The following is a 22,421-nucleotide window of genomic DNA, read 5'->3' as shown; positions in this document are numbered from 1 at the left end:
TTGGGAAAATTATTAAACCGCGATAACTTTGACTAAAATGGTTTGAGATTCTTCAAAATCATCAAAAATTTGCTTACGGCTAAGTTCTTTGGACTTTACTTTAAAATTATGATTTTGATAGTGAATGATATCGGGAATTTGATCAAAATAATTTCCTTCGGCTTCAATACTTTCTTCAAATAAAGCGGTGCCAAGCTGATATTCTCTACTTTTTAGGACAACATACTTAACTGTCGTTTTCATGATTCGTACTCCATTTTCATATGCACTTTATTTTTATTTATATCACCTTTTGGCAGGTTTGAAATATATAAATTCACCATATTGCACAGTAATTCTACGATTGGCCCAAAAAAGGAAAACCCACCTGTTGAAGAGTGGGTTGACTGCATATTTACAGACTTTACGCTGATTATTCTTTTAAACTTTTTTTGATTGTTATTTAATGCTTATTCTTGGTTTTTGTTGTTTGTGCAGACATTATGGCAAATAAATATGACAAACCTATTTCAACCACAATTTCTTTTTAGTTATTTTATTATTATTGATAAAAATCAATCTAACATATTAATTTTTATAATTAATTAAATAAATACACGATGAGTATGCCTACTTTCCACATAGTTTTCTTGCAAATTTTTTCAATTTACTTATAGTTAAATTATTGAATATCAATAATTATTTTAGAGTCATACTTATGCTTTTAAAACAATGTTGTGATCTGCTTGAAAGAAAGAATTTAACAATCGCATTTATTGAAAGTGCAAGTTCTGGTTATTTATCCAGCCAATTTTCGATCTATAAAAACAGTGGTGCAGATATTTTATTAGGCGGTTTAGTCAGTTACGCCCCCTCTATTAAAATTTCAATTTTACAAGTTGATCCATCCCTCATCGAAAAATATAGTGCTGAATCAGTTGAAGTTACTCAAGCAATGGCAATTCAAGGAAAAAAGCTCTTTACAGCTGCAGATATCATTGTCAGTTGTACGGGCTTACTTAAACCAGGTGGTAGTGCGAGTCTTGAAAAACCAGAAGGTACTTTCTTTATCTCAATCTATTATCAAAACAGGTTATCAAATTTTAAATATTTTATTGAAGGTGAGCCGTTGACTCGACTAAATCAATTGACTGAGAATATTGCAAAGGAAATATTAAAAATCTTAAATATTGTTTAAGATTTATGCTATGCCTTAACTAAAATACAAATTACTGAAATATTTAATTCACTTTTTAACTAAAAAGCGTTAAATTTTACCTAGATTATCAACATATCAATAACACAAATGAGCTTATTAGGAAGCGGTATGAAACTTCAATTTGCAGTAATTTCTTCTTTAGCATGTTTAACTTTGGCGGGTTGTGCTGGCTCTTATCCAGAAAGAGTTGTTACAAAAGGCCCTTTAATCTGTGAAGCAAATGAAGTTTGCCCTGAACTATCTATGCGTTGGAAAGATGAAGTCCGTGATGGCTTTAAAATCACAGCAGAAATTAACAACCCAACAAAATATGATATTACCCAATTTGTTTTCTTAGTGGATGGCCAGCCGTATACATATTCAACCATTAACACGACCCAATATGCGGGTACAGTTTCATCAAACTCGATTAATGTTCCAGTCAGTTTTCTTAACTCATTCCGTAATGGTAAAGAAATTTCACTTAAATTGGTCACCAATCAGGGCGATGTTGAACGTTCAATCTTAAAGGCAGATGGTCAACAATCTTCTGCGTACCTAACGTTCTTAAAGGGTTATACAGGTCAAATTGTTACTCAATAAGACTGAGCAGAATAGATATAAAAAAACCAGACAAAATGTCTGGTTTTTTTAACTGAAAATCTTTAACTTAAAATAATGAATCCATTCGCATTGACCTAAATTTGTTAAGTAAAGACAAATCATTTGAAATTTACTCTCATAATTAAAGATATTTCAAAACTAAAATACCCTCTCTTATCTCAAATATATTTGCTATTTAGGTTCAATTGGGGCAAATGGTGCAACCACATCCGCATTTTGTGCACGGTGACGCATAAAATGATCCATCAATACAATGGCAAGCATGGCTTCAGCAATAGGTGTCGCACGCACGCCCACACAAGGATCATGCCGACCTTTGGTGAGGACATCTGTATCTTCACGATCTAGATTGATGGTTTTTCCTGGTGTGGTAATACTTGCGGTTGGTTTTAACGCAATCGCTACGCGAATGGTTTGACCTGAAGAAATACCCCCGAGAATACCACCAGCATGATTGGCTAAAAACCCATCGGTGCTAAGTTCATCACGTGTTTGATGACCAAATTGTTCTGCAACTGCAAAACCATCACCAATTTCAACACCTTTCACCGCATTGATTGACATCATGGCATGGGCAATATCAGCATCTAAACGATCAAATACGGGTTCACCCCAACCTACAGGTACTTTTTCTGCAAGGATTTCAAGCTTTGCACCACAACTGGTACCCTGTTCACGCAATGATGTCACCAGCGCTTCAAAACGTTGAACTGCATTGACATCACCACAGAAGAATGGATTATTGGGAACTTCATTCCAATCTAAAGCTTGTGCTTTTTCTGTACCAATTTGCGTCACATGCCCACGAATCACAATCGCAAATTTCTCAAAAAGAAATTTCTTTGCAATCGCACCCGCTGCCACACGCATCGCCGTTTCACGTGCACTTGAACGACCACCACCACGATAATCACGGAAACCATACTTTTGCGTATAGGTGTAATCTGCATGGCCTGGACGGAAAGTTTGCGCAATATTGCCATAATCTTTAGATTTTTGATCTGTATTACGGATCAATAAACCAATCGAAGTTCCTGTCGTTTTACCTTCAAAAACTCCAGAAATGATTTCAACCTCATCTGGCTCTTTACGCTGAGTAGCAAACTTAGACGTTCCCGGTTTACGACGATCTAAATCAATTTGTAAATCTTCAGCAGATAATTCAAGACCCGGTGGCACACCATCAACAATTGCCATCAAGCCTACGCCGTGAGATTCACCACAAGTCGTTACACGGAAGAGTTGTCCAATACTGTTACCTGCCATGCTTACGACTCCTTAAGCTTGAATAGATTGAATAAATAAATCACGGAATGTACGACATTGTTCAGCAGTCAAAGCAAAAATACCTGTACCGCCTTTTTGGAACTGTAACCAGTAAAAATCAATCGTATTAAAATTCTGTTTCATTGCCCATTCTGAGTTACCTACTTCAATCACGATTAAACCGTCTTCAGTTAAATAATCAGCAGCTTGAGCCAACATTTTTCGAACTAAATCCAAACCATCTTGACCAGCAGCTAAAGCAAGTTCAGGTTCATGATGAAATTCATCCGGGAGATCTGCCATATCTTCGGCATCCACATACGGTGGATTTGAAACGATCAAATCATATTGATTTTCAGCTGGAATTTTGGCAAACAAATCTGACTCAAGCAAAGCCACCTGATATTGCTTATTGTGGTGCTCCGCATTAATAGAAGCCACTTCTAATGCTTCTTTAGAAATATCAGTTGCATCTACTTCTGAATCAGGGAATGCATATGCCAGCGCGATCGCAATACAACCTGAACCCGTACACATATCTAAGATACGCTGTGGTGTTTTTGGATTTGGGTTTTCAGGTAAATTATTCACGCCTGCACGTGTTTGTCCATTTTCATCTAAACAATAAGGTGCAAAACGGTTTTCGATCAATTCAGCAATCGGTGAACGAGGAATTAACACACGCTCATCAACATAGAATGGCTTACCAAAGAAATAAGCGAGGTTAAGTAAATAAGAGGTTGGAATTCTTTCATTTACACGACGTTCGAGTAAATTTAAAAACTCAGCTTTTTCACTTGGCAATAATTTTGAATCTAAAATTTCAGCATCCGCCTTCCATTCTAAAGAAAGCGTCTGTAACACCAAGGCAGAACTTTCTGCAAAATAATCTTCTGTACCTTGACCCAAATGTGCATCGTATTGACGTAAAGCTGTAACCCCAAAACGAATAAAATCACGAATTGTTGATAGGTTTTCAGCAGCTTCCTGTAAATGTTCAGGGCTAATAGTCGGTCGATCCACTTAAGGTTTCTCCAAGGTCATATTTTTAAACGCCTTATGATACCTTGTTTTGCATGACATTTATAATGCTTTACGACAATTTACTTAGCAATTATTTTATAGCGCAATAAAGCACTATAAACGATAGCTTTGTTTCTCTAAGATATTGGCTCTATTGACTGTTTGTTTAAGCGCACAATTGTAATACTTCATTTTATAATCATCTGAAACTGATTTATTCGACTCATCACACTGCTGTTCTCGAAGTTTAAGCCATTGTTTCTGATATTTCTTTTGAACTTTCTGTTGCTTATCTGTATACAGGTCCAGTGTCTGTTTAAATAATGATTTCAAACGATCATCTTGTTTACTCAACTCTATTTTCATACAACTGGCAAGTGTTGCTGAGCTCGAACCTGCCGAATTCATACAGTTTAAATACTCTGAACTATAGCCGATCGCCTGTATTTGCATCGGCAATAATACAACTAAACTGATACCCCAATATTTTAAATACATCCAATTCCCTATCCCAAAATCATTATTTTAATTCAAAAACTCTTAATCCAAAGAACTAAGGCGCTAATTTTAAATAATCAGCTATGTAGAAGAGTGTAAAAGATTTGAAACTAAATACAATCATTGTAGATAAATTGTGGTTAAAAATTGATTTAAAGCAATCAACTTTGTTACACCATATCACTAATTTTTCAGATTTATTTTCAAGCTATTATTATATGTTTTAAAAAAATCGATCTTCATGGTTATAAAATATCAACTTATTTGTGGCTAAATTGCTGAGATTGAGCACTTAACTTGAAATTAGGTCATTTCACCTTTATATATACAATAAGTTTTTAAATATTTATGAATTTAGTTAATTTATGAGCTACAAACATAATAACCTCATGGCAATGCGTCAGTCATGGTGGGATGATGAATCCACTCCAAATGTCAAAATTGAAAAGCAATTTTTTCAACAAACCCTTACAGAACAAGGTGTTTATGAACCGGCTTCTCTAGATGATGTAAAATATTTTTTCTTTAGCTTGCCAAGCATAATCATTGTTAAAGGTTATGCACTGGGTTTTACCAATCAAAGTGTTAAGGATCTGATCATTAATTACATTGCTTCTAATAAGCAAGGTTTAATACTTCGGAAAGAGCTCAAAATCCAATTTAGAATGTAAATTTTAATATTGCTTAGGCTATTTTGATGAAATTAATTTAATTCCTCCATTCAGCGAATTGAACTGTTTAAATACAGTCATTCCATGTAATATTCCTTACAATTAGTCATCTTTTTATCTTTTCGAATCTCTTTTAAAGGATTTTATCTTCATGTCAGATCAGAACGAAAAGCTCAAACAGTTAAAAACCTCATCAATGGATCGTCGCTTATCAATCGCAAAAGCATCATTATTGGCAGGTACACGCTGGGCAGCTTCAAGTGCGAGTTCAATCTTTTCAAGTGAAGAAGAAAAAGAAAAAAAACGTAAACAAGCGATGAAGGAACAAGCCAATTACCTTGTTCAAGAAATTGGTAAGCTAAAAGGCTCAATTGTTAAAATCGGTCAAATGATGGCGCTTTATGGCGAGCATTTTTTACCTGAAGAAATTACTCAAGCATTAAACACCCTCAATAATCAAACAGTTGCCCTTGCATGGCCTGCGATTAAAGAGCAATTGGTCAGTCAATTGGGTTCAAAACTCAACGATCTCACCATTGATCATGAGCCGATTGGTACAGCTTCTCTGGCTCAGGTTCACCGCGCAACACGTAAGTCAGATGGATTAGAGTTGGTTCTTAAAATCCAATATCCAGGTGTAGCTGACGCCATAGACTCAGATATGAGCCTATTTCGAAATATGCTTAAATTGACACGTATGGTGCCACAAACCCGTGAGTTCGATCAGTGGTTTGATGAAGTTCGTGAAATGATGCATCGTGAAGTTGATTATAAAGTTGAAGCGGCAACAACCCGTCGTTTTGGCCAGCGACTTAAAGAAGATCCACGTTATGGCGTGCCACAAATTATTGATGACTATTGTACCAATCAAGTCCTGTGCATGACCTTTGAACGTGGTGTCCCCATCAACAGCCCTGTCATGTTATCTTTACCGCAAGAGCGCCGAAATCTTTTAGGTGAAGCATCACTTGAAATCGCAGTCCGTGAATTGTTTGAGTGGGGCGAAATGCAAACCGATCCTAACTTTGGTAATTACCTTGTTCGCTTGGGTAATGGTGAAGATATAAAAGACAAAATTATTTTATTAGATTTTGGTGCAATACGTCAGTTTGATGATCAACTCCTTGGTGTTGCCTGTAATTTAATTAAAGCCGGTTATAACCACGATGCTGAAGCTATGGTCAAGGCAATGTCAGGCTATGAGTTCTTTGATGCCATGCCCCTAAGCATTAAACCCGATATGGCAAAAGTATTTTTATTGGCAACAGAAGCCTTTAGTACACCTTTAAATAATCCAGATTTACCCGCTGGCGTGATGGATCAACATAATCGTTATGACTGGAAAAAAAGCCAGTTGCATAGCCGTGTGATGCAACGTGCTTCAAAATCAATGGCTTCACGTTACTTCAGTATTCCACCAAAAGAATTTATGTTTATCAGTCGTAAATTTATTGGTGCTTATACATTTATGACGGTGATTGAAGCAAAGACTAATGTTCGTAAAATGATTGTACCTTTTGTTTAATCTTTTTAGTTTTCATACAAGTTAAAAGAGATTTTAAAAGTTTTTAAAATGTCACTTTTACCAATACCCAACAAATGTTGGGTATTTTTATTTTAAAATAATTTATAAAAATCAAAATATTAAAAACTTATAAACCCTTAACTCTACCATTCATCTATGGTCAATCAGTTTGTCAGCTTTGACATGGTTTTTTATATTTATGCATGTCAGGATTGATGTATACCGACACTAAAATACAGGGACTTCGGCATGACCAATATGGTAAATAAAGCTCAAGGTTTGGGTTTAAATCTAATTACAAAAATTGCAGGTAGTGATTTACTTGATCAGTTTAAATTGCGCAAATTTATTGAAAGATCTCTTTATCAAGGGTCTAAAGCAGGTTTTAAAACCTTAAGTGCTACACAAAAAGCCTTTAAATCAGATTCAAATGTAACCAAACAACGTTTACCCAACCAACAAAAGTCCCTATTTGATCTGAGCTTGACTGAAGAACAGCAAATGACTGTGGATGCCATGGATCAATTTGCTTCCGAAGTACTTTATCAATTGGCTCATCAAGCGGATCACGACGAAAAGTTTCCAGCTGAGCTTTGGCAACACAGTACCGATTTAGGTCTAAATTACTATGCACTGCCTGAAGCTTTAGGTGGTGTCGCATCTGAAAAAAATATTGTGAGTAATATTTTAATTGCTGAACGCTTAGCTAAAGGTGATTTTTCACTTGCTGCAGGTCTGCTCTCTACTTTTAGTGTCATCAATGCAATTACTCAATGGGGTTCTGAACAAGTTCAATCTGTTTATTTGCCCAATTTTGCCAATGATACCGATATTCAAGCCACTTTTGCAGTACAAGAAGCAACCCCTGCATTTAATCCATTACATTTAAAAACTAAAGCAACTGCCAACAACGGACAATTCAGCATTACTGGAGAAAAAACTTTAGTGCTATTAGGTGCAACAGCAGATTTATTCCTTGTTAATGCTGACTTTAAAGGTCAAGCGGATGTTTTCGTTGTAAAGCGAGATCCAAGTATTACAGTGAAAAAAACACCTGCAATGGGTTTAAAAGCAACGGAAACGGTAAGCTTGAAATTTGACAATACCCCAGCCCAACGTTTGGGTGATGACGATTTTAATTACGCTGCATTTTTAGATTTAGGCAATTTAATGTGGTGTGCAATGGCTGTTGGTACTTGTGAAGCGGTTAAAGATTACAGCATCAAATATGCCAATGAACGTATTGCATTTGGTGAACCCATTTCACACCGTCAAAGTGTAGCATTTATGATCGCAGATATGGCGATTGAAATTGATGCAATGCGTATGCTGATTTTAAATGCAGCAAGTCTTGCAGAAGCAGGACAACCCTTCCATAGAGAAGCGTATTTAGCCCGTCTACTTTGTGCAGAAAAATCCATGAAAATTGGTACAGATGGTGTGCAAATTTTAGGTGGACATGGTTTTACTAAGGAACATCCAGCTGAGCGTTGGTACCGTGACTTACGTGCAACTGCCGTTCTACATTCTGGCTTACACGCTTAACTTAGAAGATAAAGGATAAAAATCATGAATTTACAAAATCCAAAAAAATTCCAAATGCTTTTAGATCAAGCACATGAAACTGCTTTAAATGTTTTACGTCCAATTTCTCGTAAATACGACAAAGCGGAACATGCCTATCCAAAAGAACTCGATATGCTCGCATCGTTACTAGATGGCATGAACGATGGTGGCGATGGACTCAACGCTGGTGCTGCGATTAATAAACGTGGCGATACAGACAGTAATAATAAAAATGGCACAAATATGTCGACTGCATTGGGTGTGATTGAAATGTGTTATGGCGATACAGGCCTATTGCTGACCATGCCACGTCAAGGACTGGGAAATTCAGCCATTGCTGCCGTCGCCAATGATGAACAGCTTGAGCGTTTTAAAGGAACATGGGCTGCGATGGCCATCACTGAACCTGGTTGTGGTTCTGACTCTGCTGCGATTCGTACAACCGCAACCAAAGATGGTGATGATTACATTCTGAACGGTGAAAAAATATTTGTCACCTCTGGGGAACGTGCTGACTCAGTCGTGGTTTGGGCAACTTTGGATAAGAAATTGGGGCGTGCTGCGATTAAATCTTTTGTAGTACCAAAAGGCACACCTGGTATGAAGGTAGAACGTCTTGAACATAAACTAGGTATTAAAGCATCCGATACAGCAGCAATTAGTTTTATTGACTGTCGTGTACCTGGAGTCAACTTACTCGGTAATGCAGAAATTGATGTAGCCAAAGGTTTTGCGGGTGTGATGGAAACTTTTGATAATACCCGCCCACTAGTTGCAGCTATGGCAGTAGGCTGTGCCAAAGCTTCTCTAGAGCGCATCAAAGAAATCTTTAAAGATGAACTAGATCTCGACTATGCAACCCCATATTTGCAAACCTCAAATTTGGCTGCGCAAATCTATCGGATGGAGGCAGAATGGGAAGCTGCACGTTTACTCACCATAAAAGCCACATGGATGGCGGATAATAAAAAACCAAACTCTCGTGAAGCTTCTATCGCCAAAGCAAAAGCTGGGCGTATTTGCAATGAAATCACTTTAAAATGTGTAGAGCTGGCTGCTAGTATGGGTTATAACGAAGATGAATTATTAGAAAAATGGGCGCGTGATTCAAAAATTCTAGATATTTTTGAGGGAACGCAACAGATTCAACAGCTGATTATTGCCCGTCGAGAATTGGGTAAATCTTCAAGTGAATTAAAATAGCCTAGTAGCAAAACTTGTAAATTTACTTAGGGTTTGTTGGCATTTCATAACTAGACAAATTGTCAACAGACCCTATACAACTATTCAAGTGGTAAAGTTTTGATCAGTTGAATTTTTAACTGATCACAAAAGGTAGAATTTTTGTTATAAAAATTCTACCTTTTTTATTTTCATTTACTTATGTACCAAATTAGAACGATACAAATACAAGACAATCCATCGATCGCACAAGTCATTCGTGAAGTATCTAAAGAATTTGGCTTAGCCCCTGAATCAGGCTTCGCAGTGGCCGATCCGATTTTAGATGATTTATATCAGGTATACGCTCAACCTAATGCTCAATACTGGGTCATTGAGGATATAAATGGTCGAGTTGTTGGCGGTGGAGGACTTTCACCATTACAAGGAGATGCAAGCATATTAGAGATTCAAAAGATGTATTTTTTGCCTGAACTTCGTGGTTTAGGCTTTGCCAAACTAATTCTTGAAAAGTGTTTCGAATTTGCACAACAACAAGGCTTTCAATCCTGTTATTTAGAAACTACACAAGATTTATGGCAAGCCATTAAACTCTATGAAAAGTTAGGCTTTAAGCATTTATCGGAACCTAAAGGTAATACTGGTCATAGCCATGTTTGTGAAGTTTGGATGCTTAAAACATTGCTTTAACGCGTCTTGAGCTTGCTCAATTCACTTTGGTCGTATTTTCATTACTTTCAGGACATTAGACAATGTTATTATGATCTGAATCATTCTATATTTTGATTGATATTTCAATACGACTTAAAAAAATGATGACTGGCAAAAACAGTCATTGAAATTGCTTAATGGTGACTTACAATGAAAGAGTTTAGATAATTTAATTTTTATGCGTAGAACATCATTATTTATGAGTATTGTGTGAAATTAAGGGAATGTATAAACAATGTTGTACTTGGAAGATTTAAATATAGGCGATCGTTTTAAAAGTCGTGAGTACGAAATGACTTTGGATGAGGTTTTAGAGTTTGCGCATAAGTATGATCCGCAAATTTTCCATACTGATGCTGAAAAAGCCAAAGATCACCCGATTTTTAAAGGACTTGCTGCAAGTGGATGGCATACGTCTGCAGTTACTATGCGTCTTTGGACAGAATGCTTCCCTGTTGCTTATGGCTTAATTGGTTCAGAATCAAGTTTAAGATGGCCAAAACCCACACGTGTGGGCGATAAAATACATGTTGATGTCGAAGTTGTGGCTATCCTGCCGTCTAAAACCAAAAATGATCGCGCAATTGTGACCTATGTAACACAAGCAAAAAATCAAGATGATGATGTATTGTTGATTTCAACCACTAAAATTGTGGTCTTTAAACGCAATTTTGATGCACATTAATCCTAAATTTGTCTTACAATATTTAAGGGTTTTTCCATATCATGACAATATGATTAAACAAGTAAAAACAATGTTCAGAGCAATGGAAAGCACATGAAAACAGTCTCAGCTCGCCAAGATCAGGGAATTCCTGGTGTTTATGGACTATTATTACTAGATATTGTTTCTCGTTGGGGATATAGCGCAGAAACACTTTTCGCACCCTTTAATTTTACCAGTGAACAGTTAGCAGATCCTGAGTGTCGGATCCCAACACCGCTTGCCAATGAATTGATTAAACATGCATTAAAACTTACCGGTGAAAGCACCTTAGGCTTTCATCTCGGTACACAAATGCGTATTTCCATTCATGGCTTTATTGGTTATGCCATCATGACAGCACACGATATTACCGATGCGCTTGTTTTAGCCAACCGTTTTATCCAGTTGCGTATGCCCTTTCTACAATTGTATTTCTCGACTTTTGGTGAAAAAGCCACACTTCAATTGCAATGTGATATCGAAATCGAACCTTTGCGCACAGAAATTGTGATGGGGCTAACCTTTGGTATCATGACCATGGCAAAAGCCTTAACCGGCATTGATTATTTGCATGGCGATATCGATTTTGATTTTCCCAAACCTGATGGTTTTGACAAATACATCGAGAAACTGGCAAAGCAATACAATATGCGTTTTGAACAGCCACATCTCATTGCAAGTTTTGACAAATCCTACTTGGGCTTAAAAATGGTCAATGCTGACCCGATTGCCAGTCAAATTGCGATTAATCAATGTGAAGCAGAACTTTCAGCTTTGGGTGAAAGACGTCGTTTGGCGATGCGTGTACGTGATATCTTGACCCATTCGGAACAGCATTATTTAAGTATTGAAAATGTCGCAGATCGTCTGCATATGTCAGACCGTACATTAAAGCGTCAGTTGGCTGCCGAAGGTACTTCTTTCTCTACACTGGTAGATGAAGTACGTTATCGCCATGCCACATCGTTACTTTCCCGTACTGACTATACACTGGAACAAATTGCAGATGAACTCGGTTATAGTGATGTTGCAAACTTTAGTCGTGCATTTAAACGCTGGAGTGGTCGTAGCCCAAGTAGTTGGCGCAAAGACCCATACTTATAATGTGATTTATCACGATTATTTGTTTCGATGAATAAGTTTATCAGTATCTCTGCTTTCTGTTTTGATTAAAAAACCTGTATAACTCGTGCCAAAAATAAATTGATTAATGGAGTCATTATGAATCATCCTTCAAATTTGAAATATGCAGCTACACATGAATGGGTAAAAATTGAAGGTGATCTTGTGATTACTGGTATTTCTGACCATGCTCAAGATGCTTTAGGCGACTTAGTCTACGTTGAAGCGCCTGAAGTGGGTAGCCATGTGGTTGCTGGTGCTCAAGCTGGTGTAGTTGAATCCGTTAAAACAGCATCTGATATTCATGCGCCTGTTTCTGGTGAAGTTGTAGAAGTGAATACTGCCCTCGAAGATGATCCTGATTTTGTGAATGACGACCCGTATGGCAAAGGTTGGATTTATAAAATTAAACCAGACAATATTGCAGATGTTGAAAAGTTACTCAGCAATAGCGAATATGAAGCTGGTCTTTAATTTTTAAAATACTAATGCTTAAAAATAATGTTTAAACACAAAAAGATCAGATGAGTCTGATCTTTTTTGTTTTTGTCGTTAAATAAAGTATATAAAGGCATTTAATTAAGCCATCAGCAACAACTCATGTTTCGAAAGCTGCTCTGCAACATCCAACAGCAATTGCTCCGTCTTATTCCACCCCAAACAACCGTCTGTAATAGATTGACCATAAGTCATATCACAAGAGATTTTTTGATTACCATCTACCAAATGACTTTCTAACATTACACCACGTACCTTGGTCACATGTCTTTCTTCAATGATTTGCTGTAAAACCAACGGTTGCTTTAAAGGATCTTTACTGCTGTTACCATGACTACAATCAATCACCAATGCTGGTAATTTCCCTTGATGCTGCTGGCGGATCTGTTGGATCGATTCTGCATCATAGTTTGTGCCTTTATTTGAACCACGTAAAATGATGTGTGCTAAAGGATTACCATGACTATGTACAAGACAAGGCAATCCCTTTTGGCCCATGGCTAGAAACTGATGAGGATGACTTGCAGATTGGATTGCATCTAAAGCAATTTGAATCGAGCCATCTGTCCCATTTTTAAAGCCAATACTAAAAGGCATATGACTTGAAATTTCACGATGAATTTGTGATTCGCTGGTACGTGCACCAATAGCCCCCCAAGCCAATAAATCATCAAAATATGCAGTTGCCATAGGGCTTAGAATTTCACTGGCGATCGGCAAACCTTTTTCAATAATTTGTAAATACAATTGGCGTGATTTTTCTAAACCCAATTGCATATCAGCAGATCCATCTAAATTTGGATCGTATAAAAACCCTTTCCAACCCACTGTTGTACGTGGCTTTTCAATATATGCACGCATCACTAGAAAGATTTGATCTGACACTTTTTCTTGTAATTGTATTAAGCGATCTGCGTATTCCAATGCGGATTTTTCATCATGAATAGAACATGGGCCTGTAATCACCAATAAACGGTCATCTGTACCATCGAGAATATTTTCAATTGTTTGGCGTTGCTCAGTGATTTGTAAAGTGAGCTTATGTTTTAATGCAAATTTTTCTTTTAACTCATAAGGTAAACTGAGTTGAGTTTCTATGGTTTGATTTTGTTGTAAAGCAATATTTAGTGCATTCATGATGTATTCCTTTGGACTCTATAAAGTCCGAACTTTTATTTGAGCGTATGGGATCTATTCAAATGGGCGATCAGGTTTTTCACTTGACCAAAGTAAGTCCAATAAAAGTTGCTAAAGTATACGTAGTTAAATTTCATCATGACATTCTCCAAAATCTTTACACTTAATTGATTCAAAATATTTTTAACATTCAGATATAAAAAAACCTGATCGGTGTTGCCGATCAGGTATTAACTTTGATGGGCAACCAATTCATTGCCCGAACGACTTCAGGCAATTATCTAAAGAATTGCCAGAAATAATAAGAAGTAGCGATTACAGGTTGCTTTTTCATCTTTATGTCGTTCATAAAAATCTATATTGAATTTACAATACCTGTAGTCTGTAGACTTTTCAAGCCCTTTTTTAAAGTTTTTCTATATTTTATGTATGGAATACAAATGATTGAGTTAAGACACAATTTAACCTAATCATTGGTGATAATCCAAAGCCCATCACTTCAACATTTCTTGTACTTGTTTAGCACAAATCGCTTGGCTAAATAAGAAACCTTGGCCAAATTTACAGCCCATGGCTCTTAAATTTTCAAGCTGCTGAATTGTTTCAATCCCTTCTGCAATAATATCTAAAGAAAGGATTGGACCTAATTTTGCAATACCTTCCACAATTGCTTTAATCGACTTTTCTTCATGCATACGACTCACAAAATTATAGTCAATTTTTAAACTATCTACAGGGTAATCTCGGATATGTGTCATCGATGAATGCCCTGTTCCAAAATCATCTAAGGCAATTCGAACGCCTTCTTGTTTAAGTTTTTTCAACGCTCTGATGACATATTCATAGCCACGGTCTGCCAAAACATGTTCAGTAATTTCAATTTCAACAAGATGGTGTGGAATTGCATACTGGGTTAAGCGCTTCAATAAAATCTCGGCATAATTATCCCGCATAAACTCTACAGGCGAAGCATTGATTGAAACAGGCAACACTTTAAAGCCTTGTTTGATCCAATGGGAAATATCTGTAAATATTTTATCATGCATTGTTTCACTGATTTTGGTTGCTAATTCAAAATCATTAAATGCTTCAGCAACTGTCGCTGGTAAATAAACATTTCCCTTTGGATCGCGCCATCTCAATAGTGCTTCGAAACCAATAATTGAGCAATCATCAAGTTTCACTTTAGGTTGATAAAATGGTTCAACTTGATTATTACGGATAATTTGACGTGCTGTGATTAATTGTTTCGCCTTGCCTTGAGCAATTTCAAACATGTCTACACCAAACATACGAATACCACCACGACCTTGTTCTTTAAGATCATTTAAAGCAGCATCTGCACATTTCAATAAACCTGAACCATCTTTGGCATCCTGCGGAAAAATTGAACCGCCAATACTCATTCCGCCATTGAGCAATTTACCACTATAAGTAATAGGTGCGTCCAATTGTTTCAATAATTTTTGGGAAACAGCCTCAATCTGCTCATGACTTTCCACGTGGTCAATCACTACTGCAAATTCATCACCATCTAGTCTTGAGATATATGCATTGTCATCTAAACAATGTGCGAGACGCTTCGACAAGACTTTAAGTAAATGATCACCAGCAGAATGCCCTAAAGTATCGTTGATATACTTAAAATGGTCTAAATCAATTAGTAATAATCCAATTTTACTTCGATTCTCTCGGGCTTTAGTAATAGAGGATTTTAACTTTCTTTTAAATGCACGACGATTCATCAGACTCGTCATTTCATCAAATTCACAAATAACTCTTAATTTTTCTTCAGCAATACGTTGTTTCGTTATATCCCGTGAAACACATAAAATGCTAGTAGTTTGACCATTTTCATTGATAACAGGGGTTAAAATATTGTCCCAATACATGGTTAAGTTGCCAAACACACTTTTACCAGCAAATCTAGAATTCTTGCCTTTTACAGCTTCTTTAATGGCTTTTTTGCCTTGTTCACGCACTTCGGGTGGTAATAGTGCAAGCCATTCCATACCAAAATTTTTTACTTTTTCTTGCCCTAGTAAGGCAATACAACCAGATTTATTCATCTGTGAAACATAACCATCTGGTGTGATAATTTTAATACAGTCGACACTTACATCAAGCATATCGGTATTGGCTTTTAATGACTCATTGGTTTCACGTAATAGCATTACACGATCATGAATATTGGTACAGGTTATAGTCCAATCAAAAAATTGTTGTTTATAAACTGTACTTTGTGCAATCAACGAAAACCATTGATATTCGCCATTCACATGGCGGATACGGCATTCTTTTTCAAAACGTTGTCCAGTTTTTTGCGCTGATATCCAAATATTGTAGATATGCTCTGCATCATCTGGATGTAAGCATTTAATCCAATCTGAATCACAAATATGATGAGTATCTACACCAATAAATTCTTTTAATGGTGTATTACAATATCCAATCCCTAACTTTGTCACCCAGATAAGGTGGGGTATCAAATCCAAAGCTTTTTTGACTTCATTCAAAATTTGCGCAGATCGAGGACTTATAGACTTTGGAAACGAATCCACCTGATTCAAACTCGAATGCAAAGGTAAATAAATGCCTGCCATAAATTAATCCTATCTATCAACGCAAAATTAAGATAAACCATCGTTCAAACTTATATGTATTTAAAATAACCACAGATTCATATATCACTTAAGCGTCGAGTCATTATTTTTTTCAAATAGTCATGTGACACAAATCACACTTTAAGTAATAAGTTTAAATTGTATACAATAAAGCTTATAAAATCTATTCTTTTAAGTTTTTAAGTATGTTTCAAATTTATGACAAATCCTTATTTATTTAAATTATCCTTAAATATCAAATTGATAAATAAATTTTATCTTTTGTAATAACAGTAATCCCGCTCTCTCTTTTGATTTTTCTAGAGAAACTTAATTCCATCATTGAGTTCTGCCCTTATTCCTAATAATCTTAACAATATGCATAATCAAATCAATCATTGCGCAATTTTCAAGCATATTAAAGAAGATTATTTTAAAAAATTAAATAAACAATCATGATTATTAAATCTAAAAATTATTGAATAAAAATTCAAATCATTATCATTTAATAAATACATTTTAATTTAAGCAATTTACCTAAAATAATTTAAAGGTAATTTTAAATAACGAACACCATTCTTTTCAGGCTCAGGAAATTGACCTGCATTCATATTAATTTGAATAGCTGGAAGGATTAGTTTCGGCATAGACAATGTAGCATCACGTTGTTCCCGCATAGTAATAAATGCTTGTTTAGTGACTCCTGTATGGATATGGATGTTTTCTTCACGTTGGGTCTTTATGTTTGTTTGACAATGAAAATCTTGGCGTGATTCTGACAGGTAATCATGGCATAAATACAACCGAGTATACTCGGGTAAGTTAAAAATTTTCATTACAGAATCATAAAGTTGTGCAGCACTGCCCTTTGGAAAATCACAACGCGCTGTGCCATAATCAGGCATAAACAAAGTATCACCAACAAAGGCTGCATCACCAATCACATAGGTCAAACAAGCTGGGGTATGACCAGGCGTAGGTAGATTATATGCCTCTAACTTGCCAATCTTAAAAATCTCATGATCTTTAAATAAATAATCAAAGGAATGCTGTGCTTTTAAAGCTTCATAATCAAGATGATAAATTTGACTAAAAATATCTTGAACAGTCACAATTTTTTCACTCATGGCGATTTGACCACCTAACTGTGCTTTTAAGTATTGCGAAGCTGTTAAATGATCTGCATGTACATGTGTTTCAAGAATCCACTGCACTGTAAGATGATGTTTTTGAATATACTCAATAATATGGTCTGCATGTGTTGTCGATGTTGTTGCTGATGCCGCATCATAATCCAATACACTGTCAATAATGGCACAGTATTGAGTTGCAGGATCAACCACCACATAACTAAAGGTATTACTGGCTTCATCAAAAAAATCTTGTACAAATGGATTCATAAAAAATTATGCTCCTGTCACTTTGCGATGAATCAACACGCCAAACAGCATGGCAACAATAAAATATAGGGCTTGATAATAACCTAAACCAATCAATGTAAATGCTGGTGCTGGACAAATTCCAGCAATTCCCCAACCTATACCAAAAATGAAAGCGCCTGCAACTAACTTTGTATCGAGTCGGGTATTTTTTGGTAATTCGATCACTTCATTAAACACAGTCACTGGTTTTCGTATCGCTTTTTGAAAAGGAATAAATGCGACTACAATTGCGCCGATCATCACAAAAGCCAGACTTGGATCCCACTGCCCGAATATATCTAAGAAACCGATGACTTTGGCTGGATTCGACATACCCGAAAGCATTAAACCTACAGAAAATAGCCCGCCAAAGATAAATGCAAAGATATTTTTCATGATTAAGCTCCAATCACATGGCGCATCACATACACAGTGATAAATCCAGCCAGCATAAAGGTACAGGTTGCGACAATTGAGCGTTTAGACAAACGACTTATCCCACAAATTCCATGACCACTGGTGCAGCCTGAGCCTAATCTTGTGCCAAAGCCAACCAATAGACCAGCGATGACAAGCAAAATTGGGCTTGTCGTTAGCATCACAATTTCAGGATTAAAAATCTGTCCATAGATAAATGGTGTGATAAATAATCCCAACAAAAACCACAAAGCAGGGGTTTTAAAAATCGTGTGTGTATTGAGGACTTGTGCGATTAGACCACTTACCCCTGCTACACGACCATTTACAAATAGGTAGCCAACCACAGCAAATCCGAGCAGAAGACCACCCCAAAAGGCCAATATGAAATCATGCATTGCTTTAAACCCATACAATATACGTTTTTATAATATATAATTATTTAAATTAATCAACTTCATCATTCAGATAAATATATGTAGAAATATGCAAATAAAAGGCATAACTGCAAATACAATCCCTATATGCTCTACCAAAGAGTTGCACAGCATTTTTTTAGTTTTGATTTAAAAATATGAATAATTTTATTTACGTTTATTTTTAAAAATCAATATTTTATGATTTATTTTAATTTTTAATACTTTCCCAATAGACTTCTTTTATAAGACCTTTTTTAAGCAATGCATCAACATAAAATCCCTCTTATCCTTGCCTTCTCAAAAACTAAGAAAGAACTTTCAATACCAATATACTTCACTCAGCAGGATTATTTTTAGGTTATGAAAGAGATATAATCATCAGATTAATTAAACTCACTCAATACTTTGTCTACAAACCATTTAGGGAAATACTCTACAACAGGATTTAGTTTTAGCACTTCACCCTTTTCTATCTCTGCAATAAAAGCTGCTTTTTCACCGTGACTTGAATTATCAAAAATATATGCACGATCTGAGGCTTCAATTGCCAACATCAATAAATCTAAACTACGGTAATAGCGCTCACAGATTTTCTGCACTGGTACAGCATGACCACCTGTAGCAACCCTATATTGCACACGTCCAATATTAATTTTTGGGTCAACGGTTGCCACATAGTACAGATATGTTTTAAAGCCTTGTTTCTGGGCTTCACGTAGAAACTCAACTTTGCTGATATGCGACATCACAGTTTCAAAAGTGAAACTCATTTTTAACCTTAAAAATTCCATCCGAATAAAATCGATAATGCGTGCGCAAAGATAGGAGTCGATTTCATCTCGGTTAAATATAATGAGTCCATCCACAATTTGTGGTTTTGAGGTTAATAGCGGCACGACTTGGTCATTTTTTTTACGTTTTTTTTGTTTTAAAAATTTCAGTAACGCTGCGCTAGATAAATCATGATGATAATCATCTAAGCACAAACTTTGAGTCGCAGATAATTGTTTTTCAAGCTCATCTGCATTTAAATATGCCCCAATCTGATGGGGCGCTAAATAGTCTTTAATTGTGCTTTTACCTGATCCGTTTGGACCAGCAAACATTCTTATTCTCGGCTGTCGCATATAAAGTTATGCCATCACCTCTTGTTTCTTTTTACGTTTTAACACACTGTGTTTAAGCTTGGGAACCACATAGGCAGAAGATAAATCTTCAACAACTTTGACTTCACCATTGCTTTGTTGGACCAGCTGTTGATCTTTTACATAAGTGATTGTAGCGTTTGACTGACTTGCATGATTAAATGCCGCACTAAACGCATCGATAGCAAGCACTGGAATCGTTGCCTCCTCACGTAATGTCGTCTTCATTGCTGTAAATGTCGTCATGTCATATATCCTCAGCATAAACTTTAGCTGTAGTTACATCTTAACATATCACTTATTTTTGTCTATTTATTCATCATTGAACACAGAAAATCTATTTCCGTAGAAGATTAAAATACAATGTGAAGATATATTCACAAAATTGATTTAGAAATTCATCAAAAAACATATGCTAAAAGCCATACGACAACTTCCGACACAGTTATAATGTGCTAAATAACGGATAGAACCTGCCTATGTCTAGTGATCTTGAAATTGATGTAATGCGTGAATCAGCTTCTTCAGTGGTAACTATTTTAAAATCTTTAGCCAATACAGATCGCTTATTAATTTTATGCCATCTTGCTCAAGAAGAGTTAAATGTTTCACAAATAGAAGAAAAAACTCAGATCAACCAACCCACCCTTTCTCAACAATTGATGATGTTGCGTAAAAGTGATGTTGTTTCGACGCGCCGTGATGGAAAGCAAATTTATTATTCTATTAAAGATCAGAAAATGACGGTGGTATTGTCGACATTATATGATTTATATTGTCCACAAATTTAGCTTTTCTTTTAACATTAGATAAATTTAAAATAAAACAATACCTTATATACAAAAATTAGTTGTCACTATTTTTCTTAGCATTTTTTATGCATAATATATATGAAAATATGCTAATGAAATTCAAATGGCTGATCCTAAAGTTCAACTCAGTAAAATACTTCCTGTCTGGCAATGGCTCCAAGACTATAATGTTCCTAAATTTAGAGCCGATCTTCTTGCTGCTTTAATCATCATTGCAATGCTTGTACCACAAGGCATGGCTTATGCTATGGTCGCAGGCTTACCCCCTGTGACAGGCTTATACGCCAGTATTTTACCCATGATCATCTATGCCATTGTTGGCGGTAGCCCAACATTGTCTATTGGTCCTGTAGCACTGATTTCTATGATGACCTTTGCAACACTTGAACCCTTATATGAGGTAGGCTCACCAGTCTATATTCAAGCTGCATGTTTATTGGCACTTCTTGTCGGTATACTTTCAACTTTACTTGGCATTTTCAGATTCGGATTTTTAATTCGTTTAATCAGTCATCCTGTCATTAAAAGTTTTATCATCGCCTCCGCAGTGCTGATCGCACTTAGTCAAGTTAAGTTTATACTTGATATACCTTTAAAATCAGGCAATGTTATTGAGTTTATCCAAAGTATTTGGCAATACATTAACTTTACTAGTATTGAAACTTTGATTTTTGGGGTTTGCTCCATACTCTTTTTGCTTTACATGCCTGTTTTCTTTAAATCAAAGTTATGCAAATCATTTTCAAATTATCTTCAATTCTGGGTTAAAGCACTGCCCTTGGTTCTGGTGTTTATTTCGATTGCGTTAATACATTTCCTGCATATAGACCAATTTGGTATCAAAACTGTGGGTGAGATTCCTTCGGGATTTCCACCAATTGCCATGCCTTACTGGCGCTGGGATTTGGTGATCCAGCTTTTACCTGGTGCAGCCATGATTACCATGGTGAGTTTTGTCGAATCTATTTCTATTGCACAGACCACAGCATTTCAGCAACGTAGTGAGCTTAATAGTAATCAAGAGCTGATTGCACTGGGTTTAGCCAACTTTAGTGCAGGTGTCACATCAGCATTTCCTGTGACTGGCAGTTTATCACGTACAGTGGTCAATGCTGATGCAGGCGCAAAAACGCCTATGGCTGGCGTTATATCATCAATTTTTATCGTAATTGTGAGCTTGTATTTTACTGGGTTATTTAAAGAGCTTCCTTTGGCTATTCTTGCTGTCACCATTATAGTATCAATTTGGAAGTTAGTTGATTTTAAACCTTTTGTCGAAACATGGCATTATTCCAAAGCGGATGGAATTGCCATGTGGGTCACATTCTTTGGGGTATTGTGTATCGATATATCAACAGGTTTGATTATTGGTATTATTTCTACATTTTTATTGCTGTTATGGCGTATTAGCCGTCCGCATATTGCCGTCATTGGCTTAGTTGAAGGCACGCAACATTTCCGTAATATTTCAAGACATGATGTTTTAACAAGTACCAATATTGTGTCTATTCGTATAGATGAAAATCTAAGTTTTTTAAATGCCAATACCTTAAAAGAATTTATCATTTTAGAAGTCAGTAAACATCCAGAACTACATCATGTAGTGATCAATTGCTCAAGTATTAGTAATATTGATGCAAGTGCTTTAGAAACTTTGGAAGAAATCAACAGTGATTTAAATAAATTAAAAATCCAAATGCATCTCACAGAAGTCAAAGGCCCAGTCATGGATCGTTTAAAACAGTCCAATTTAATTAAACAGCTCAGTGGAAATATTTATTTAACGCATTACCAAGCCATGCATAAATTGGATGCTCAAACTTTTAGTTAAATAATCGTTTAAATTATCAACATTTTTTATTATGATTCCTGAAAAAGCTATATATTTTTTAATATCT

General features: G+C 36.0%; 23 protein-coding genes. 12 read left to right on the top strand and 11 right to left on the bottom strand.

The genetic code is table 11. From position 1 onward, the window contains the following. Positions 1 to 12 precede the first annotated feature (12 nt). A complete protein-coding gene (locus AC4CVF_RS07360) occupies positions 13 to 243 on the bottom strand; it encodes a hypothetical protein (RefSeq protein ID WP_419327239.1) in 231 nt (76 codons plus the stop codon). 454 nt (positions 244 to 697) lie between these two features. Between AC4CVF_RS07360 and AC4CVF_RS07355 the strand changes: the two genes are divergently transcribed. Beyond that, positions 698 to 1,177, top strand: a complete 480-nt coding sequence (locus AC4CVF_RS07355) for a CinA family protein (protein WP_419327240.1) — start codon at positions 698 to 700, stop codon at positions 1,175 to 1,177. A gap of 129 nt (positions 1,178 to 1,306) precedes the next feature. Then, positions 1,307 to 1,780, top strand: coding sequence for a hypothetical protein (locus AC4CVF_RS07350; RefSeq protein ID WP_004821699.1), 474 nt, complete (start codon positions 1,307 to 1,309; stop codon positions 1,778 to 1,780). A 192-nt stretch (positions 1,781 to 1,972) separates the two neighbouring features. On the opposite strand, the gene aroC is transcribed toward AC4CVF_RS07350, so the two are convergent. The 3 genes from aroC to AC4CVF_RS07335 form a co-directional block, all read right to left on the bottom strand. Next, on the bottom strand, positions 1,973 to 3,067 hold the full coding sequence (gene aroC, locus AC4CVF_RS07345; protein WP_336951039.1) for a chorismate synthase: 1,095 nt from the start codon (positions 3,065 to 3,067) through the stop codon (positions 1,973 to 1,975). 12 nt (positions 3,068 to 3,079) lie between these two features. Next, complete coding sequence (gene prmB / locus AC4CVF_RS07340; protein WP_336951038.1) at positions 3,080 to 4,090, bottom strand: 50S ribosomal protein L3 N(5)-glutamine methyltransferase; 1,011 nt, start codon at positions 4,088 to 4,090, stop codon at positions 3,080 to 3,082. A gap of 114 nt (positions 4,091 to 4,204) precedes the next feature. Then, positions 4,205 to 4,588, bottom strand: a complete 384-nt coding sequence (locus AC4CVF_RS07335) for a lysozyme inhibitor LprI family protein (RefSeq protein WP_490789151.1) — start codon at positions 4,586 to 4,588, stop codon at positions 4,205 to 4,207. 365 nt (positions 4,589 to 4,953) lie between these two features. Here AC4CVF_RS07335 and AC4CVF_RS07330 point away from each other — a divergent pair, with 365 nt between their 5' ends. The 8 genes from AC4CVF_RS07330 (at position 4,954) to gcvH (ending at position 12,545) form a co-directional block, all read left to right on the top strand. Further along, positions 4,954 to 5,259 (top strand): hypothetical protein, encoded by a 306-nt coding sequence (locus AC4CVF_RS07330; RefSeq protein ID WP_336951036.1) that lies wholly within the window; start codon positions 4,954 to 4,956, stop codon positions 5,257 to 5,259. A gap of 151 nt (positions 5,260 to 5,410) precedes the next feature. Beyond that, entirely contained in the window at positions 5,411 to 6,784 is a 1,374-nt protein-coding gene (locus tag AC4CVF_RS07325) for an ABC1 kinase family protein (protein WP_336951034.1), read from the top strand. Between the two features lie 258 nt (positions 6,785 to 7,042). Then, positions 7,043 to 8,329, top strand: coding sequence for an acyl-CoA dehydrogenase family protein (locus tag AC4CVF_RS07320; protein ID WP_490789916.1), 1,287 nt, complete (start codon positions 7,043 to 7,045; stop codon positions 8,327 to 8,329). Between the two features lie 24 nt (positions 8,330 to 8,353). After that, complete coding sequence (locus AC4CVF_RS07315) at positions 8,354 to 9,553, top strand: acyl-CoA dehydrogenase family protein (RefSeq protein WP_336951033.1); 1,200 nt, start codon at positions 8,354 to 8,356, stop codon at positions 9,551 to 9,553. Positions 9,554 to 9,733: 180 nt separating this feature from the next. Next, positions 9,734 to 10,222: a GNAT family N-acetyltransferase gene (locus AC4CVF_RS07310; RefSeq protein ID WP_336951032.1), complete on the top strand. Its 489-nt coding sequence runs from the start codon at positions 9,734 to 9,736 to the stop codon at positions 10,220 to 10,222. Positions 10,223 to 10,478: 256 nt separating this feature from the next. After that, a complete protein-coding gene (locus AC4CVF_RS07305) occupies positions 10,479 to 10,928 on the top strand; it encodes a MaoC family dehydratase (protein ID WP_419327244.1) in 450 nt (149 codons plus the stop codon). A gap of 93 nt (positions 10,929 to 11,021) precedes the next feature. Then, positions 11,022 to 12,053, top strand: coding sequence for an AraC family transcriptional regulator (locus AC4CVF_RS07300; protein WP_004720255.1), 1,032 nt, complete (start codon positions 11,022 to 11,024; stop codon positions 12,051 to 12,053). Positions 12,054 to 12,170: 117 nt separating this feature from the next. Then, positions 12,171 to 12,545: a glycine cleavage system protein GcvH gene (gcvH, locus tag AC4CVF_RS07295; protein WP_419327245.1), complete on the top strand. Its 375-nt coding sequence runs from the start codon at positions 12,171 to 12,173 to the stop codon at positions 12,543 to 12,545. 105 nt (positions 12,546 to 12,650) lie between these two features. Here gcvH and AC4CVF_RS07290 read toward each other — a convergent pair whose 3' ends face one another. The 7 genes from AC4CVF_RS07290 to AC4CVF_RS07260 all read right to left on the bottom strand — a co-directional run bounded on the left by AC4CVF_RS07290 (position 12,651) and on the right by AC4CVF_RS07260 (position 19,957). Next, the gene (locus tag AC4CVF_RS07290) at positions 12,651 to 13,706 is read right to left on the bottom strand and encodes a 3-deoxy-7-phosphoheptulonate synthase (protein ID WP_490789150.1); all 1,056 of its coding nucleotides are present in this window, start codon (positions 13,704 to 13,706) and stop codon (positions 12,651 to 12,653) included. Positions 13,707 to 14,200: 494 nt separating this feature from the next. Next, on the bottom strand, positions 14,201 to 16,309 hold the full coding sequence (locus AC4CVF_RS07285; protein WP_336951016.1) for a sensor domain-containing protein: 2,109 nt from the start codon (positions 16,307 to 16,309) through the stop codon (positions 14,201 to 14,203). Positions 16,310 to 16,842: 533 nt separating this feature from the next. Then, on the bottom strand, positions 16,843 to 17,709 hold the full coding sequence (locus AC4CVF_RS07280; protein WP_490789149.1) for an MBL fold metallo-hydrolase: 867 nt from the start codon (positions 17,707 to 17,709) through the stop codon (positions 16,843 to 16,845). A 6-nt stretch (positions 17,710 to 17,715) separates the two neighbouring features. Continuing rightward, positions 17,716 to 18,126, bottom strand: a complete 411-nt coding sequence (locus tag AC4CVF_RS07275) for a DUF6691 family protein (protein ID WP_336951013.1) — start codon at positions 18,124 to 18,126, stop codon at positions 17,716 to 17,718. A gap of 2 nt (positions 18,127 to 18,128) precedes the next feature. Beyond that, positions 18,129 to 18,545 carry a YeeE/YedE family protein gene (locus AC4CVF_RS07270; RefSeq protein WP_336951011.1) on the bottom strand — a complete coding sequence of 139 codons (417 nt, stop codon included), beginning with the start codon at positions 18,543 to 18,545 and terminating at the stop codon, positions 18,129 to 18,131. A gap of 404 nt (positions 18,546 to 18,949) precedes the next feature. Next, entirely contained in the window at positions 18,950 to 19,693 is a 744-nt protein-coding gene (locus tag AC4CVF_RS07265) for an ATPase (RefSeq protein ID WP_336951010.1), read from the bottom strand. Positions 19,694 to 19,699: 6 nt separating this feature from the next. After that, entirely contained in the window at positions 19,700 to 19,957 is a 258-nt protein-coding gene (locus AC4CVF_RS07260; protein ID WP_303576033.1) for a hypothetical protein, read from the bottom strand. A 233-nt stretch (positions 19,958 to 20,190) separates the two neighbouring features. Here AC4CVF_RS07260 and AC4CVF_RS07255 point away from each other — a divergent pair, with 233 nt between their 5' ends. Further along, complete coding sequence (locus AC4CVF_RS07255) at positions 20,191 to 20,502, top strand: ArsR/SmtB family transcription factor (protein ID WP_336951009.1); 312 nt, start codon at positions 20,191 to 20,193, stop codon at positions 20,500 to 20,502. Positions 20,503 to 20,626: 124 nt separating this feature from the next. Further along, positions 20,627 to 22,354, top strand: coding sequence for a SulP family inorganic anion transporter (locus tag AC4CVF_RS07250; RefSeq protein WP_336951008.1), 1,728 nt, complete (start codon positions 20,627 to 20,629; stop codon positions 22,352 to 22,354). Positions 22,355 to 22,421 lie beyond the last annotated feature (67 nt).

The organism is Acinetobacter sp. LipI_19 (genome assembly GCF_058242925.1).
Note: the sequence above shows the minus strand (reverse complement) of the source record. Positions and strands in the feature narration are given on the sequence as shown.

Bases quoted from the DNA above. Each gene is read 5' to 3' on its own strand.
- AC4CVF_RS07360 (WP_419327239.1), bottom strand. From the start codon at position 243: ATGAAAACGACAGTTAAGTATGTTGTCCTAAAAAGTAGAGAATATCAG.
- AC4CVF_RS07355 (WP_419327240.1), top strand. From the start codon at position 698: ATGCTTTTAAAACAATGTTGTGATCTGCTTGAAAGAAAGAATTTAACA.
- AC4CVF_RS07350 (WP_004821699.1), top strand. From the start codon at position 1,307: ATGAAACTTCAATTTGCAGTAATTTCTTCTTTAGCATGTTTAACTTTG.
- aroC (WP_336951039.1), bottom strand. From the start codon at position 3,067: ATGGCAGGTAACAGTATTGGACAACTCTTCCGTGTAACGACTTGTGGT.
- AC4CVF_RS07335 (WP_490789151.1), bottom strand. From the start codon at position 4,588: ATGTATTTAAAATATTGGGGTATCAGTTTAGTTGTATTATTGCCGATG.
- AC4CVF_RS07330 (WP_336951036.1), top strand. From the start codon at position 4,954: ATGAGCTACAAACATAATAACCTCATGGCAATGCGTCAGTCATGGTGG.
- AC4CVF_RS07325 (WP_336951034.1), top strand. From the start codon at position 5,411: ATGTCAGATCAGAACGAAAAGCTCAAACAGTTAAAAACCTCATCAATG.
- AC4CVF_RS07320 (WP_490789916.1), top strand. From the start codon at position 7,043: ATGGTAAATAAAGCTCAAGGTTTGGGTTTAAATCTAATTACAAAAATT.
- AC4CVF_RS07315 (WP_336951033.1), top strand. From the start codon at position 8,354: ATGAATTTACAAAATCCAAAAAAATTCCAAATGCTTTTAGATCAAGCA.
- AC4CVF_RS07310 (WP_336951032.1), top strand. From the start codon at position 9,734: ATGTACCAAATTAGAACGATACAAATACAAGACAATCCATCGATCGCA.
- AC4CVF_RS07305 (WP_419327244.1), top strand. From the start codon at position 10,479: ATGTTGTACTTGGAAGATTTAAATATAGGCGATCGTTTTAAAAGTCGT.
- AC4CVF_RS07300 (WP_004720255.1), top strand. From the start codon at position 11,022: ATGAAAACAGTCTCAGCTCGCCAAGATCAGGGAATTCCTGGTGTTTAT.
- gcvH (WP_419327245.1), top strand. From the start codon at position 12,171: ATGAATCATCCTTCAAATTTGAAATATGCAGCTACACATGAATGGGTA.
- AC4CVF_RS07290 (WP_490789150.1), bottom strand. From the start codon at position 13,706: ATGAATGCACTAAATATTGCTTTACAACAAAATCAAACCATAGAAACT.
- AC4CVF_RS07285 (WP_336951016.1), bottom strand. From the start codon at position 16,309: ATGGCAGGCATTTATTTACCTTTGCATTCGAGTTTGAATCAGGTGGAT.
- AC4CVF_RS07280 (WP_490789149.1), bottom strand. From the start codon at position 17,709: ATGAATCCATTTGTACAAGATTTTTTTGATGAAGCCAGTAATACCTTT.
- AC4CVF_RS07275 (WP_336951013.1), bottom strand. From the start codon at position 18,126: ATGAAAAATATCTTTGCATTTATCTTTGGCGGGCTATTTTCTGTAGGT.
- AC4CVF_RS07270 (WP_336951011.1), bottom strand. From the start codon at position 18,545: ATGCATGATTTCATATTGGCCTTTTGGGGTGGTCTTCTGCTCGGATTT.
- AC4CVF_RS07265 (WP_336951010.1), bottom strand. From the start codon at position 19,693: ATGCGACAGCCGAGAATAAGAATGTTTGCTGGTCCAAACGGATCAGGT.
- AC4CVF_RS07260 (WP_303576033.1), bottom strand. From the start codon at position 19,957: ATGACGACATTTACAGCAATGAAGACGACATTACGTGAGGAGGCAACG.
- AC4CVF_RS07255 (WP_336951009.1), top strand. From the start codon at position 20,191: ATGTCTAGTGATCTTGAAATTGATGTAATGCGTGAATCAGCTTCTTCA.
- AC4CVF_RS07250 (WP_336951008.1), top strand. From the start codon at position 20,627: ATGGCTGATCCTAAAGTTCAACTCAGTAAAATACTTCCTGTCTGGCAA.